Origin of the sequence: Cohnella sp. 56 (assembly GCF_037963805.1) — a bacterium.
Classification (GTDB): Bacteria; Bacillota; Bacilli; order Paenibacillales; family Paenibacillaceae; genus Cohnella.
On sequence record NZ_JAZDQE010000001.1, the window covers coordinates 362,357 to 377,362 of the forward strand.

Genomic DNA, 15,006 nt, shown 5'->3' on the forward strand with positions numbered 1-15,006 from the left:
ACCATTATGCCAACGATCAGTACAAGCTTTATCGCGATTAGCGCCATTCTCGTCGCGATCGGCTGGGCATTGATTATCAAGGGCAAGCGCGAAGCCCACAAGAAGACGATGATTATGGCGGCGATCGCTGCGGTCATTTTCTTCATCATCTATGTGTCTCGTACGATCTTCGTCGGCAATACCGAGTGGGGCGGACCGGACCATCTCAAGACGATCTATCTGATCTTCCTGCTGTTCCATATCACGCTGGCCATGGTCGCGGCCGTATTCGGCATCACGACGCTCGTGCTCGGCTTCAAGGAAAAGTACGCGAAGCACCGCCGCTGGGGCCGCGTGACGGCCGTAATCTGGTTTATTACCGCGATTACCGGCATTACCGTCTACGTGCTGCTGTACCTGCTCTATCCGGGCGGTCACACGAAGCCCGTCATCGACGCGATATTCGGCTGGTAGAACCGGCAGCGAATCGGTACGCACACAAAAGCACCGCCAGGGCAATGCGCCTTGGCGGTGTTTTTGTGCGCTTTGGAGGTGAGCAGACCGCACAGCTACGGGCTAGCTCGACTTCTGCGCCATGAAGCGCTCCAGCTCGCTTTCTGCGAGCGGCTTGCTGATCAGGTAGCCCTGCATCTCGTCGCAGCCGTGCGAGGCGAGGAAGTCGGACTGGCCGTCGGTCTCGACGCCTTCGGCGACAACCTGCAGATTCAGATTGTGGGCGAGTGCGATGATCGTGGCGACGATGGACCGGTCATTGGTGTCCGACTGCATCTGACGGATAAAGGACTGGTCGATCTTGAGCCGGTCGACCGGGAAGCTCTTCAGATAGCTGAGCGAGCTGTAGCCGGTGCCGAAGTCGTCGATGGAGATCGAGACGCCGAGCCGCTTGAGCTGCAGGAGCGTCTCGATCGAGCGGTTCACGTCCAGCGTCATCGATTCGGTGATCTCCAGGTCCAGCAGCTCGGGCGCCATCCCCGTCTCCCGCATCACGCGCGCTACCGATTCGGAGAAGTCCGGAGACAGGAACTGGCGGCTGGACAGATTCACGGACATCCGGAGCGGACCGATGTCGGATCGGCACCAGCGCATCGTCTGGCTGCATGCGGTCCGCAGCACCCACTCGCCGATCGCGACGATCATGCCGGTCTCCTCCGCCAGCGGGATGAATGCATCCGGCGAGATCAATCCCTTTTTGCCGTGCCGCCAGCGGATGAGCGCCTCGACGCCGACGATCGCGCCTGTCGCGATATCCACCTGCGGCTGATAGACGAGAAAAAACTCGTCGCGGTCGAGCGCCTTGCGAAGCTCGTTCTCCAGTTGGACCCGCTCGGACAGTGAGTCGTTCATGGCCTGATTGTAAAAATGGAATGTATTTTTGCCGTCTTCCTTGGCGGAATACATGGCGGTGTCCGCGTTTTTCATCAAGGTAATCAGCGAGTCGCCGTCCTCGGGATACAGCGCGATGCCGATGCTGGCTGTGATATGCACGTCCTTGCCGCGCAGCGAGAACGGAATATCCAGCTCGCGGATGATGCGCGAGGCGATGTCCCGCGCCGCCTCGCGCGAGATGCCGCCCGTCAGCAGCACGGAAAATTCGTCGCCGCCGAGCCTGGCTACGATGCCTTCGTCCTTGACGGCGCCGCGGAGCCGCTCGGCTGTCGACCGCAGCAGCAGGTCGCCCACGTCGTGTCCCTGAGAATCGTTGACGAGCTTGAAGCGGTCGACATCGAGGAACAGCACCGCCGCGGAGGCGCCGATCTGCCGATGCTCCGAGATCGCCTTGTTCAGCTGCTGCTCGAACAGGCGCCGGTTCGGCAGCCCCGTCAGATCGTCGTGATGCGCCATATAGTTCATTTGCCACTCGGTCTGCTTGCGCTCCGTAATATCCCGTACGATCATGTACAAGCCGACGACCTGGCCTTCGACGAGGACGGGGACGTTCGTATTGTTAATATCGATCCGCTGGCCGCCCCGCTTGATGATGGCGCTGTCGAAGTTGCGCGACTGTCCGGCGATCGTGAGCTGGAAGTTGAGCGAAGTAATATGCCGGTATTCGGGACAGATGATATCCCGCGCCTGGCGCTTGAGCAGCGCCTCCTTGTCGTAGCCCGTGATGCGGGTGGCGGCCAGGTTGGCGTCCAGAATCTTGCCCTCCAGCGTACAGGAAAATACGCCGTCCTGACTGTGCCTGAACAGCGATTCAAGCCGCATGTCGCGCTCGAGCTGGCGCCGCATCTGCGCCTTCCAGAACCGCTCGATAATTATGGCCGCCAGAGCGATGCCGATGACGAACAGCGTTGCGAAGCCCAGTATGAACGACAGCGTGGAGGATGAGCATCCGGCCGGGCCGGCCGCCAGGTCGCCGGAAGGCTTCAAGACGGCGATCGTGAGGCCGGTATGGATCGCTGCGCTGAAGAAGGTCCCGAGCAGCGCGGCTGCGAAGGCTTTGCGGCGGGGACCGGCGGCGGTCTGAAAACGATGCGAGATCCACAGAAGGGCGATGGACGCGCCGACCGCGGCTGCGATAAACGGCAGAAGGGACGAGAGCGCATACTGCGGGCGCAGGTTCGCATGCATCGCATTCAGCCCGATATAAGGCAATATCGCGGCCGCTGCGCCGACCGTCCCGCCCCCGGCCAGCAAATATCCGCGCCGGAGCTGCCGCTGGCTGACGGCCCGCAGGATGAGGGCCGAATCGAGGATCGCCACGGCCAGCGCGAGGACGACCATGAAGTAATCGTAGTTCGTGCCGACGGACAGCTGATAAGCGCTGATCTCATAGAAGCAGACCGCCCATATGCCCGTCCCCATGACAGCCGCTCCCGAGCCGAGCCAGACGAGCCTGGAGCGTCCGCGGACGGCGGCAGCGTATTGAAGCGCCATGCTGAGTCCCGTATAGGAAGCGAGTGCGGCGATCATACAAGACAGGACGATCATGGTCGCATTGTATGAGCTTTGAAGTTCGATCAACGTGACCATCCTTACTCCCGATTTCTAGGCAATAAATGACAACAATCGACATATTGATTCTACCGGGTTCGCCGCGAGTTGAATAGGCCTAATTACACATTAAGTATAAAAAAAGCATCCGCTCCCATTGTCTGGAAGCGGATGCCGCGAATGCTGCGTTAAATTTTAAGGGCGTTAACAAAGGTCTTCGGAATATCCGTCTCAAAACGAAGCTGTTGTCCCGTCGTCGGGTGCACGAATGCAAGCACGCGCGCATGAAGTCCGAGCCGGCCGAGCACTTTCGATTTGGAGCCGTACTTTTTGTCCCCGACGACCGGATGGCCGATGTCTTGCATGTGTACGCGTATTTGATTTTTGCGGCCGGTCTCCAGCCGAATCTCCAGCAGAGACAGCTGCGGCCGCGTCTCCAGCGTCTTGTAGTGCGTCACCGCGTGCTGACCGTCGTTCGGATACGGGCTCGAATACATCTTGAGCGTCTTGCTCTCCTTGAGCCAGGACGAGATCGTCCCTTCAAGCTTGGAGACGCGTCCTTCGACCAGCGCGACATACACCCGCTCGGTCACGGCTTCCTGCCAATTATTCTGGAGCGACTGCTGCACGGCCTCGCTCTTGGCGAACATCATGACGCCCGAGGTATCCCGATCGAGCCGGTGAACGACGAAGATCCGGCTGCGCGGGTCCGACCGTCGCACATGGTCGGTGAGCTGGCGGTAGGCGGTCAGCTCGTTCTCCTGCGGCGAAGCGATCGACAGCAGGCCCGCCTCCTTGGAGACGACGATCAGGTCGTCATCCTCGTGGATGATGGACAGGCCGATCAGCTGCGGCACTTCCTCGATGCGCTCCCTGCTCACGGCGACCACGGCCCCCGGGCGAAGCGGGTGGTTGTAGGCGGTGACGGACGCGCCGTCCACGGATACTTGGCCGCGGGCAAGTATCGACTTGACCGCATTGCGGCCCTGGCCGCTCAGCTTGGCGAACAGGAAGGGCAGCAGCTCGCCCGGCTCCTGCACGGTGAAGCTGCGCGCGCCGCCGCCTGCGGGGGACGCTTGGCCGGCCCGCGCGGCCGGGGCAGGCCGCCTGTCCGCAGCGGCTCTGCCGCCTGTGCCCTGCCTGCTGCCTGTGCCCTGCCTGCTGCCCGCGCCCTGCCTGTCCGCAGCGGCTCTGCCGCCTGCGCCCTGCCTGCCGCCCGCGTCCTGCCTGCCGCCTGCGCTCTGCCTGCCGCCTGCGCTCTGCCTGCCGCCTGCGCTCTGCCTGCCGCCTGCGCTCTGCCTGCCGCCCGCGCCCTGCCTGCTGCCCGCGCCCTGCCTGCTGCCCGCGCCTTGCCTGCCGCCCGTGCCCGGCCTGCCCTCTGTGCCGTCCGACCTGCCGCCGCCCGTTCGTTCGCCATTTTTCTGTCCCGTGCGCCCGTTGCTCTCGTTATATTTTTGACTCATCGCTTCGTTCCCTCCGGTCGTGACCGCCCGCCGTCAACCGCAATCTCGCTTGCTCAATCCCGCTGCCGCGGCAGGTGTGGTTCTTCTATTCTAATGGATTATAGCTTGGGCAACAAACTCCGGTCTGCGGCAGTTCTGCATGAACATACCAATTACCATAATTAGGGTTGACAATAAGGGAGAGTACTGAGTATAGTGTGTATGTGGATATACACACTATACTGTGCAGCGGGGGCAGAAGGAATGACCGAATGGCGAGCGGCGAGAGCATTGGCCGCATTCGAATTCAAGCGGGACTGGCTCGGCATGACGTTGACAGCGGTGTTCGCCTTGTACGTCGGCATGATCATGAGCACAGCGATCGAAGCGACGCTCGGCTCCGAATCGCCCTCGCGTTATATGAGCTGCATGACGGACTGGCTCTATACCTTTGCGCTGCCGGCGTTCGGGTGTGCGATGAACCGCACGGTGCTCGGCTTCTGGCGCGAGGACATCTTCACCAGGCGGCTCTCGCACTGGCGCACGATGCCGATCCCGATCGGCGGGATGGCGAGCGCGCGGATGCTGCTGGCGGTGGTGACGATATCCGCGGCCGGCACGATATTTTTTGCCAGCCAATATATGCTGACGCATGAGCTTCGCGAGACGGTCGGGATCGGCGCATGGATAGCGGCCGCGGTAACTTGGCTGTGCTATGGGCTTGCTCTGAATTCGTTCTACCTGTATCTCGAGATGGGCTTCAGCGGCAAGGTATACGTCAAGACTTACTTGTGCGTCTGCCTCGGACTCGGGCTGCTGGCTGCGCTCGTCGCATGGGAACGTATCAGCCTGTTCCGGGAGCTGCTGGACGCGGCGAAGGCGGCGCCCTTGCTCATGCCGCTGGCGGCCGTGCTGATCGCGGCGGCGGTGCTCGCCGTCATGCGCAGAGTGCTGATCAAGCGTATGGAGAGCAGGAGCTTCACCTTTTAAACGCAGCGGGACGGAGTTGAGGCGAGGCAGATGTGGATCCCCGTACATATAGACGAGAACCGGCCCGAACCCTTGTACCATCAGGTGGAGGTGCAGCTGCGCGGCCTGATCCTCAGCGGCCAGCTGGCGGAGGGTACGCTGCTGCCCTCGATCCGGGAGCTCGCGGCAGACCTGAGATGCAGTGCCATCACGGTGCGGCGCGTATATCAGGATCTGGAGAACGAAGGACTGCTGCGCACGCGGCAAGGCACGGGTACGTTCGTGTCGGGCATCGACAAGGAAGCGCGCGAGAGCTACAGGCTGGAGCGCGTCGTAGAGGCCTTCGAGCGTGCCGTGGAGACCGGCTTGCAGCTGCAGTGCACGAGGGAAGAAATGGAGCGCATCTGGCGCGAGGCGTATGAGCGCCGGAGTGCCGAGGCGCCGGAGGAGAGGAGGAAGGCAGATGAACGCTGAACGCCGATTGCCGGCGGAGCAAGCTGCGGGCTCGGGAGGCGGGCCCGACGAGAGGACGGGCGCATCGCTTGCGGCGGATCATGAGCGCCAGCGCTCGGACCGCTGGCCGGCCCAGGACGATGCGGGCGTCGAAGCCGCGGCCAGGCTGCGCGGCGTCGCCATCCGCCGCGAGAGCTTCTCGCTCGGACCGCTGACGGTGTCGATCCCGGCGGGCATGGTCACGGCCATCGTCGGTCCGAACGGCTCCGGCAAGAGCACGCTGCTGCGCATGCTGCTCCGAATGGAGCCGTACGACGAGGGCGGGATCGAGGTGCTGGGCCGGCGGCTGGAGCCGGACAGCGACATGCAGCTGCGGGAGCGGATCGGCTTCGTGACCGAGCTGCCCCATGCCTATGAGAACGGCCTGACCGCCGACGACAAGGCGCGGTTCGCCTCGCTCTGGTATTCGGGCTGGAGCTGGGATCGCTATACCCGGCTCATGAAGAGCTTCGACGCGGACCGGACCAAGAAGCTCGGCAAGCTGTCGAAGGGGATGCGCCGCAAGGCCGAGCTCGCCGTGGCGATGGCGCACGATCCGGAGCTGCTGCTGCTCGACGAGCCGTCCTCGGGCCTGGACCCGTCGGCCTGGAAGACGCTGCTGGACGAACTGACGCGTTATATGAACGGCGGGGACCGCACGCTGATCCTGGCCACTCATATTACCGAGGAGGTGCGGCGCCTCGCGGACTACGTGCTGTTCATGCACCGCGGGCAGTGCCTCGGACTGTACGAGAAGGATCGGCTGTTCGAGAATTGGCGCGTCTTCGCCGTGCAGCGGGAGGATGGAGCCGCCGGCAGGGACGACGCGGCCCGGCTGCTCAGGGAGGCGCCCGGCGTGCAGGGCGCGCTCGAGGCGGGGCCCGGCATCTGCAAGCTCGAGTCGGATGCGCCGGAGGAGACGGAGCGCTATTGCAGGAGCGCGGGCTACCGCATTCTCTCGTCGCAGCGCTTGGAACTGGAAGAGATTATGGCTTGTTTAGTACGAAAGGGGGAGGCGGTTAGATGAATCCGCTCATAGTCGACAAGGTATACAAGCAGTACGGGGACAAGACAGCCGTGAACGGCCTCAGCTTCGAGGTCGCACAAGGGGAAATCTACGGCCTGCTCGGTGCCAACGGCGCGGGCAAGACGACGACGATGCGCATGGTGCTCGGACTGATCCTCCCGGACGGCGGCAGCATCCGCTACCGGGGCAAGCCGTACAGCACGGAGCAGCTGTCCATGCTGGGCTACCTGCCGGAGGAGCGCGGCATGTATCCGAAGATCAAGGTGAGCGAGCAGATTCTCTACCTGGCTCAGCTGCGCGGGATGTCGCGCAGGGACGCGGACGCGAACCTGAAGCGCTGGCTCGACCGGTTCCAGGTGCCCGAATATTACAACAAGAAGGTCGAAGAGCTCTCCAAGGGCAATCAGCAAAAGATCCAGTTCATCGCGGCAGTTATTCATAAGCCGAGCATCCTCATCATGGACGAAGCGTTCAGCGGTCTCGACCCGGTCAACGTGGAGCTGCTGAAGTCGACGGTCAAGGAGCTGCGCGACGAAGGCGCGAGCATCGTATTCTCGACGCACCGGATGGAGCATGTCGAGGAGCTGTGCCGCAACATCACGATCATGCACAAGTCCAATCCGGTGCTGCAGGGGCCGATCCGCCAGATCAAGAGCCGTTTCCCGCGGGAGAAGGTCGTGATCGGCGCGGAGACGGACATCTCCGGGCTGGACCGGATTCCGGGCGTCGTGTCCGCGACCCGTACGGAGCGGGGCTACGACCTGCTCGTCTCCCGCAAGGAAGCCGCGCAGGACATCTTGAAGCACGCGATGGCGCAATCCACGGTCGAACGCTTCGAGCTGCTGGAGCCGACACTGAACGAAATCTTTATTAAGACGGTAGGTGAGAGCCATGAATAGCATGTGGACGGTTATTGCCTTTACGATGCGGAACAAGCTTCGCAGCAAGTCGTTTATCATCACGACGATCATTCTCGGCGTGCTGCTCGTCGTCGGCGCGAACGTGCCGTACTTCATCGACAAGCTGACGGGTCCGGGCTCGGCCGCCAAGGTCGGCTATATCGCCGGCGAGCAGGACGATATCGTCAAGGGACTGGAGCAGCAGTTCGGTCTGGACGACAAACGCAAGGTCGAGCTCGTGCCTGTCGAAGCAAGCGGCAGCGAAGCAGACAAGAACGCTGCGCTACAGCAGGCGATCGAAGGCGGCAAGATCAAAGGCTATCTTACATTTACCGAAAATAAAGAAGTCGGATTCCCCAATGTCGTCTATCACTCCAAAAAAATGCTTGATTCCAATACGTCGGGTACGCTCCAGACCGGGCTGCAATTCGTGAAGACACAGCAAGCCGTCCGCGACGCCAATCTGACCGACGAACAGTTTACGAAGCTGACAACCCCCGTCAAGCTCGACACCGTGCAGATCTCGGATAAAAACGCCGACGGCAAGACGGAAGCCCAGCAGGGCACGGCCATCGGGCTGACCTACGCCATCCTCATCCTGCTGTTCATGTCCGTCATGATCACGGGCCAGCTCATCGCGACCGAGATCACCGCGGAGAAGAGCTCCCGCGTCATGGAGATCATCGTCACGAGCGTGGCACCGCTCAAGCAGATGTTCGGCAAGGTTATCGGCACCTTTATCGTCGGTCTCGCCCAGCTCGTCGTGCTCGTGGGCGCGTCCGTCGGCAATCTGATGCTGCCGCACAACAAGGGCGCGCTCGACAAGTACGGGATCGATCTCTCCAGCGTCGAGCCCAAGATGATTATTTTCGCCATCGTCATGTACCTGCTCGGATACTTCCTGTACGCGATGCTGTTCGCCGCCATCGGCTCGCTAGTAAGCCGGACGGAGGACCTCAGCCAGACGTCCATGCCGGTCACGATGCTGACCCTCGCCGGCTTCTACATCGCCATCTACGGCCTGACGAATCCAGACAGCACGTTCATTACCGTGTGCTCGTTCATCCCGTTTTTCTCGCCGTTCATCCTGTTCCTGCGCATCGGACTCGCCGATCCCGCCTGGTGGGAGATCGTGCTGTCGGTCGGTCTACTGATCGCCTCGGTGCTCGCCATCGGCTGGCTCGCGGCCAAGATCTACCGCGTCGGCGTGCTCATGTACGGCAAGAAGCCTTCGTTCAAGGAAGTATTCAAGGCGATGAAGGCTTACAAGGTGTGAGGCAGGCTCATCTATTGATCGCACCGGGTCTCTGACCCTTCGACGACAAGCTGCAAACAGAGAGTCAATCAAGCATAAAGCGAGCGGAAAAGCCATGGGCTTATTCCGCTCGCTTTGTTATTTACGGGAGAAGCTTCATTAATATCTGAACCAGTTCACGTCCGCTACGCTGCCGCTGGCCGGTTTTTTGAACACCAGGTACACGTTCTGCACGCCGGTCGCACCGGAGACGGGCACACTGACCGTGCTGTAAGTGCCCCAGCCGCCCGTCGCGGGCAGCAGGATGGAGCCGAGCAGCGTCCCGGTCTGACTGCCGGACCTGAATTCGATCGTGGCGTTCGTATTCGGCGTCGCGTACCTGACCTCGATCGCGGACACGCCTGCCGATCCGAAGTTCACGTTGTTGTACCCGGCATAATCGCCGTTGTCGGAGGAGCCGAGCTTGCTTCCTCCGCCCGTGTCCGAGGTCGCGCCTACGCTGAGGCCGTGCTGGACCGAATAATTTTCTGCTTCTACCGTTGTGGCCGTCGTGTAGCCGAACCAGTTGATGTCCGCTACGCTGCCGGACGATGCCTTTTTGAACACCATATACACATTTTTAATGCCGCTCGCGCCGGTGACGGGGATGGTTGCCGTCGTATAGGTCGACCAACTGCCCGTCGAGGGCAGCAGCAGCGAACCGAGCAGCGTACCGGTCGGGCTGCCGATTCTGAACTCCACCGTGCCGTCCGTATTGGGTGTCGCATACCGAAGCTGGAACGCATTCGTGCCGTTGCCCATGTTCAGGTTCGTATAATAGACGTAGTCGTTGTTGTCCGTGGACCGGACCATGAGGCCGCCGCCCTCGTCCACCGTCGCAGCCGTGCTGATCTTGTAGCTGCCCGAATAGTTCTCGGCCTCGATCTTGGCGTATCCGGGTCCCGGGATGACCGGGATATCGGTCCGCAGCAGGGTCGGATAGACCCAGGCGAAGGAATGGATGCGATCTCCGTTCAGCACTGCGCCGACGGGCCGGTACTGCGTAACGTAGATTTCATAATTCATGTTTTGATAAATCTCGGCCAGGCCCTCGTACATATTGAGCGGATACTGATGCGAGTTGAGCTGGGCGGGATAGCCCTGGTTGCTGCCGTAGGGCCATTCGTTCACATGGCCGTTAACATAATAGAACAGCTTGTCCGCGGCCAGCTTGATGCTCTTCCCGCCGGGCGAGACCCAGGTGAACAGATTTTCCCCCGTCGTATTCTTCACGATCTCCGCCGCGGCTGTCATCGGCGCCAGCGCGAAGTAATGGTACCACAGCGAGTTGCCGCCCCGCGAAGCCTCCTCCGGCAGAAATCCGTTCGCGTCGATCGAGGTGTCGATCTGCGTCTTGAGATTGGCGACTTCCGCCGCGAAGGCGGTCGTATTGTCGGTGAATTGATAGTATGCGAGCTGCGCGTACAGGCTCCAGTCCCACCAGTTGTTGCGGCTGTTCATGCTGTCCCACTTGGGCAGCCATACCGATGCGATCCAGTTCTTGAACTGGGTCTGGTCGGTCTGGCTCCAGCTGCCGTAATCTTTGATCAGATCGGCGGCCAGAATGAGTCCGACGCCGAGATAGGCGGAGACGAGCGGGCCGTCCGACCCGGTCGTGGACGTATTCGTATACGCCCAGCCGTTGATCAGCTCCTTGGCTTTGTTCGCATAGGCGGTGCTGCCGGTAAATCTGTAGGCAAGCGCGGCGGCGTAGGCGGCGCCGGCATCGCGGTCCAGCAGCGCCTTCGCCGCGTCGTGGCCGGCGGCGTCCGCGTAGTAGCCCGGGATATTCCAGACGGCGACGGCATGGCTCGTCACGGACAGACCGGCGTTCGCGTCGGCGATCAAGGCGTCGTACGCTTCCTTCCAGGGCGACTGATTGGCATTGACCTTCGCTTGAATGACGGCAAACTCGCTGGCGGTCACGCTGCTGGCCGGGTGGGCGTACGCCGAGGCGGCGGCCGCGAAGGTCAGGAGCATGGACAGAGACAGCAGGGCGCATACCGCAGCTTTCATTTTCCTCAACTTCATCATCATCCCTCCATCGAACAGGATTTTCGTACGCTTCATTGCTGATTTCATGCTGACTTGATTGCTGGCTTCCGTGCTGAATTGAAGCGCTTGCAAGGCGCTGCGATCATGATCAACTCGTATTATACCGATCGTGGGCGGCCGCGCCAGCGAATCCGGCAATGTCGCGGAAATGATTCATTCCGGTCGAGATAATGCAACGTCGAATCGCGAGATTGTTCACCTTTTGCGAATCTTTACTATAGCCCGCAAGTCCTTGCCCCGCCTAGACTGAAGTCACACAAGCAGGCTAACCGGACACGCTAGCCGACACAAAGGAGAGGGGCTTTCCGTGATTAAAAAAAGCATGCTCCTGCGGGAGATCGTCACCAACCGAATGCTGTTCCTGATGCTGATTCCGACCGTCGCGTTTTTTGTCGTCAACAACTACTTGCCGATGGTGGGCATCTATTATGCCTTCACGAGATTCGACTTCAACAAGAGTCTGTTCGACAGCGACTTCGTCGGATTCCAGAACTTCGAGTTCCTCTGGCGGTCGGGCATTCTGACGCGGCTGACGCTCAACACGCTCGGCTACAACGCGGCGTTCATCATTCTGGGCAATATCGCGGCCATCGTGCTTGCGGTGCTTGTGAACGAGCTGAAGCTGAAGTGGTTCAAAAAGCTGAGCCAGTCGATCATGTTCCTGCCCTACTTCATCTCGTTCGTCATCCTGAGCGTTATCGTGTACAACATCTTCAATTATGAGAGCGGCTTCCTCAATACGCTGCTGAAGGGCTGGAACATGAATCCGGTCGACGTGTACAGCACGCCCTGGGTGTGGGTGCCGCTCCTGATTTTCTTCTACTTGTGGAAAAACCTCGGCTACAGCATGGTCATCTATCTGGCCGCGATTACGGGCATCAGCGACGAGTACTACGAGGCCGCGAAGATCGACGGCGCCAACATCTTTCAGCGCATTCGCTATATTACGATCCCGATGCTGAAGTCGACGTTCGTCGTCCTGCTGCTGTTCGCGCTGGGCAGCATTATGAAGGGTCAGTTCGATCTGTTCTATCAGCTGATCGGCAACAACGGGATGCTCTACAATGCCACCGACATTCTCGATACGTACGTGTATCGTTCGCTTAAGGTCACATTCGACATCGGGATGGCCTCGGCGGCGGGCTTCTATCAATCGCTGTTCGGATTCGCGCTCGTCATGACCGTCAACGCGATCATCCGCAAGATCAACGAAGACTACGCCTTATTCTAGGGGGACCGCAGCTGTGAAAATCAAAGAGGAAAAATACTCGGGCTTGTTCAAATGGATCGCCTACGCGGTCGTTACCTTTTCGACGATCCTGTGCCTGCTGCCGTTTCTGCTCATTATATCCGCATCGTTTACCCGCAACGATACGCTCGTGCGGGAGGGCTACCGGCTGTGGCCCGGCAAGTTGTCGTTCGAGGGCTACGAGATGATATTCAAGTTTCCCGATCAGGTGCTGCGCGCCTACGGCGTCACGTCGCTGACGACGATTGCCGGCACGCTGCTCGGCCTGTTTTTCATCACGATGGCGGGTTATGTGCTTCAGCGCAAGGACTTTCGATACCGCAATGTGTTCGCTTTTATCATTTATTTTACGACGTTGTTCGGCGGCGGACTCGTGCCTTGGTACATCCTGTTCACCAAGTATCTCAAGCTGACCAATACGTACACCGTCCTCATTTTCCCGGGGCTGATGACGCCGTTCCTCATCATTCTGATGAAAAATTTTATCCGCTCCGCAGTGCCCGAAGAAGTGACCGAGTCCGCCAAAATCGACGGCGCCGGCGATTTCCGGATTTACAGCCGCATCGTACTGCAGCTGTCGATGCCGGGGATCGCGACCGTCGGCTTGTTTCTGGCGCTGGGCTATTGGAACGACTGGCTGCTGTCCTCGCTGTTTATCAACCACGCGGACTTGTACCAGCTTCAATATTATTTGTACAACGTCATCAACACCGTGTCGTTCATGGCGTCCATGGGCGGCAACGGCGTCTCGCTCGGCGGCGACATCCCGACCGAGACGATGAAGATGTCGATGGCGATCATCGCGACGGGGCCGATACTGCTGCTGTATCCGTTCGTGCAGCGCTACTTCGTCAAGGGACTCACGATCGGCGCAGTCAAGGGCTAACTCTCGGTTAGAACCGCCGCGGGCATCGCCCCGCGGACGGCTAACATATATACTATGAAGATTAAGGGAGGATTCACATGTCTCACAAAAAGAAGGCGCTTGCCCTGTCGGTGGGCGCGCTGACGCTGGCTTCGGCATTGTCCGCCTGCAGCGGCGGCAACGACAACACATCCGCTCCGTCGGCGTCATCCGCATCGAGTGCCGCCGCACCGTCCGAGCCGTCGGCGTCCGCCTCGTCCGCATCCGCGGCTCCGGCGGGCATCGATACGTCCAAGCATGTCACGCTGCAGTTCTACATGCTCGGAGACGCGCCCAAGGATCTGGATGTGATCCAGGCCGAGGTGAACAAGATGGCCGAGGCGGAGCTGAACGCGACGATCAAGTTCAACTTCACGACGTGGACGGACTGGGATCAGAAGTACAAGCTGCTGCTGTCCTCGGGCCAGCAGGTCGATCTCCTCTATACGGCGGAGTGGACGCAGTTCCAGGTTTATGCCAACAGCGGCGCCTTCCTGGCGCTGGACGATCTGCTGCCGCAGGCGGCGCCCAAGCTGCAGGCGTTCGTGCCGGCGGACATGTGGGACGCGGTGAAGGTCAAGGGCAAGATTTATACCGTGCCTTCGACGTACAAGGAATATGTGACAAACGGCTTCGTATACCGCGAGGATCTGCGCGAGAAGTACGATCTGCCCGTGCCGAAGGATCTCGCCAGCATGGAGGCGTACCTGGACGGAATCAAAAAGAACGAATCTGCGATGATGCCGCTGGCGATCGACAGCGTCACGGACAATCTCGTCTATCCGCTGCGCGAGCTGACGGACGATACGGTTGGCGCCAAGCTCCCGTACGGCATCGGCATCAAGTATCATTCGCCCGGCGAAGTATACTCCTACTGGGGCTCGGAGGAGCAGGCGTCCGACCTGCAGTTGATTCGCCGCTGGGCGGAGAAGGGGCTGTTCCCCAAAAACGTGCTGAACCAGAAGGAAATCGCCGGCGACCTCGTCGTCAACGGCAAGGCGGCGGCGCTCCTCGGCGACAATCCGACGCGCTTCAACGAGTACAACACCAAGATGCAGTCGCTCCATCCCGACTGGAAGCTGGGCTATACGCCGTATGCGGAAGTGCGCGGCTTCGCTACGCCGGTGCATCCGATCCACAATGGCTTTGCGATTCCGAAGAGCAGCGACAATCCGGAGCGGGCGCTCGCCTTCTACGAGAAGCTGGTCACGGACAAGCGGTATAACCAACTGACCGAATACGGCATCGAAGGCAAAAATTATACGGTGGAAAACGGCTACTACAAGATGGTCGGCGACAGCTCGTCGAACGGCTTCCCGCGCGAAGGCATGCAGGGCTGGGCATGGCGCAATCCCGAGTACATGCTGTTCGATCAAGGCTACGACGGGGTCAAAGCCATCTTCGACGAGCTCGACAAGGTCGCGAAGCCGGACCTGTTCACGGGCTTCGCGGAAGATTACTCGACTTACCAGCCCGAGCGCGCCGCACTCGAGCAGGTCGAGAAGCAATATTTCTACCCGCTGTATGCGGGACTTCTGCCCGACATTCAGAAAGGCATCGACACCGCCATGGCCAAAGCCAAACAGGCCGGTCTGGAAAAAATACAGGAATCGTACAAGCAGCAATGGCTGGCCTATACGGCAGACGCAGGCATCAAATAATTCTGCGATTGTCCCAAGGAGCGGCAGCTTAGCCGCAGGAGAGCCGTGCCGGGTTGCCGGCAGGCTCTCTTGGCGGT

Annotated in this window: 12 protein-coding genes; 9 read left to right on the forward strand and 3 right to left on the reverse strand. The window is 60.4% G+C overall.

Annotated features, from left to right (window positions below; all coding sequences use genetic code 11):
- Positions 1 to 6: 6 nt before the first annotated feature.
- Entirely contained in the window at positions 7 to 453 is a 447-nt protein-coding gene (locus tag VQ071_RS01625) for a DUF420 domain-containing protein (RefSeq protein WP_445293249.1), read from the forward strand.
- 102 nt (positions 454 to 555) lie between these two features.
- Here the strand turns inward: VQ071_RS01625 and VQ071_RS01630 are convergent, their stop codons facing one another.
- Together VQ071_RS01630 and VQ071_RS01635 are read right to left on the reverse strand one after the other, a co-directional pair.
- Positions 556 to 2,967 (reverse strand): putative bifunctional diguanylate cyclase/phosphodiesterase, encoded by a 2,412-nt coding sequence (locus tag VQ071_RS01630; protein WP_340512088.1) that lies wholly within the window; start codon positions 2,965 to 2,967, stop codon positions 556 to 558.
- Between the two features lie 158 nt (positions 2,968 to 3,125).
- Positions 3,126 to 3,977, reverse strand: a complete 852-nt coding sequence (locus VQ071_RS01635) for an RluA family pseudouridine synthase (RefSeq protein WP_340512375.1) — start codon at positions 3,975 to 3,977, stop codon at positions 3,126 to 3,128.
- A gap of 666 nt (positions 3,978 to 4,643) precedes the next feature.
- Between VQ071_RS01635 and VQ071_RS01640 the strand changes: the two genes are divergently transcribed.
- From VQ071_RS01640 to VQ071_RS01660, 5 genes are read left to right on the forward strand one after another with little or no spacing between them, the layout of a single operon-like run.
- Positions 4,644 to 5,369 (forward strand): hypothetical protein, encoded by a 726-nt coding sequence (locus tag VQ071_RS01640; protein ID WP_340512089.1) that lies wholly within the window; start codon positions 4,644 to 4,646, stop codon positions 5,367 to 5,369.
- A 30-nt stretch (positions 5,370 to 5,399) separates the two neighbouring features.
- Positions 5,400 to 5,822: a GntR family transcriptional regulator gene (locus VQ071_RS01645; RefSeq protein ID WP_340512090.1), complete on the forward strand. Its 423-nt coding sequence runs from the start codon at positions 5,400 to 5,402 to the stop codon at positions 5,820 to 5,822.
- On the forward strand, positions 5,812 to 6,867 hold the full coding sequence (locus tag VQ071_RS01650; protein ID WP_340512091.1) for an ABC transporter ATP-binding protein: 1,056 nt from the start codon (positions 5,812 to 5,814) through the stop codon (positions 6,865 to 6,867). Before VQ071_RS01645 ends, VQ071_RS01650 begins: the two co-directional genes overlap by 11 nt.
- A complete protein-coding gene (locus VQ071_RS01655; protein ID WP_340512092.1) occupies positions 6,864 to 7,766 on the forward strand; it encodes an ABC transporter ATP-binding protein in 903 nt (300 codons plus the stop codon). The genes VQ071_RS01650 and VQ071_RS01655 overlap by 4 nt, the downstream gene beginning before the upstream one ends.
- Positions 7,759 to 9,042 (forward strand): ABC transporter permease, encoded by a 1,284-nt coding sequence (locus tag VQ071_RS01660; RefSeq protein WP_340512093.1) that lies wholly within the window; start codon positions 7,759 to 7,761, stop codon positions 9,040 to 9,042. The genes VQ071_RS01655 and VQ071_RS01660 overlap by 8 nt, the downstream gene beginning before the upstream one ends.
- Before the next feature lie 138 nt (positions 9,043 to 9,180).
- Here the strand turns inward: VQ071_RS01660 and VQ071_RS01665 are convergent, their stop codons facing one another.
- Entirely contained in the window at positions 9,181 to 11,091 is a 1,911-nt protein-coding gene (locus VQ071_RS01665; protein WP_340512094.1) for a carbohydrate-binding protein, read from the reverse strand.
- Positions 11,092 to 11,437: 346 nt separating this feature from the next.
- Here VQ071_RS01665 and VQ071_RS01670 point away from each other — a divergent pair, with 346 nt between their 5' ends.
- From VQ071_RS01670 to VQ071_RS01680, 3 genes are all read left to right on the forward strand, one after another.
- Positions 11,438 to 12,346, forward strand: a complete 909-nt coding sequence (locus VQ071_RS01670) for an ABC transporter permease (protein ID WP_340512376.1) — start codon at positions 11,438 to 11,440, stop codon at positions 12,344 to 12,346.
- 13 nt (positions 12,347 to 12,359) lie between these two features.
- The gene (locus VQ071_RS01675; protein ID WP_340512095.1) at positions 12,360 to 13,250 is read left to right on the forward strand and encodes a carbohydrate ABC transporter permease; all 891 of its coding nucleotides are present in this window, start codon (positions 12,360 to 12,362) and stop codon (positions 13,248 to 13,250) included.
- Positions 13,251 to 13,327: 77 nt separating this feature from the next.
- Positions 13,328 to 14,929 carry an extracellular solute-binding protein gene (locus tag VQ071_RS01680; protein ID WP_340512096.1) on the forward strand — a complete coding sequence of 534 codons (1,602 nt, stop codon included), beginning with the start codon at positions 13,328 to 13,330 and terminating at the stop codon, positions 14,927 to 14,929.
- Positions 14,930 to 15,006 lie beyond the last annotated feature (77 nt).

Coding starts and splice junctions, on each gene's coding strand:
- VQ071_RS01625 (WP_445293249.1), top strand. CDS start 7: ATGCCAACGATCAGTACAAGCTTTATCGCGATTAGCGCCATTCTCGTC.
- VQ071_RS01640 (WP_340512089.1), top strand. CDS start 4,644: ATGACCGAATGGCGAGCGGCGAGAGCATTGGCCGCATTCGAATTCAAG.
- VQ071_RS01645 (WP_340512090.1), top strand. CDS start 5,400: ATGTGGATCCCCGTACATATAGACGAGAACCGGCCCGAACCCTTGTAC.
- VQ071_RS01650 (WP_340512091.1), top strand. CDS start 5,812: ATGAACGCTGAACGCCGATTGCCGGCGGAGCAAGCTGCGGGCTCGGGA.
- VQ071_RS01655 (WP_340512092.1), top strand. CDS start 6,864: ATGAATCCGCTCATAGTCGACAAGGTATACAAGCAGTACGGGGACAAG.
- VQ071_RS01660 (WP_340512093.1), top strand. CDS start 7,759: ATGAATAGCATGTGGACGGTTATTGCCTTTACGATGCGGAACAAGCTT.
- VQ071_RS01665 (WP_340512094.1), bottom strand. CDS start 11,091: ATGAAGTTGAGGAAAATGAAAGCTGCGGTATGCGCCCTGCTGTCTCTG.
- VQ071_RS01670 (WP_340512376.1), top strand. CDS start 11,438: ATGCTCCTGCGGGAGATCGTCACCAACCGAATGCTGTTCCTGATGCTG.
- VQ071_RS01680 (WP_340512096.1), top strand. CDS start 13,328: ATGTCTCACAAAAAGAAGGCGCTTGCCCTGTCGGTGGGCGCGCTGACG.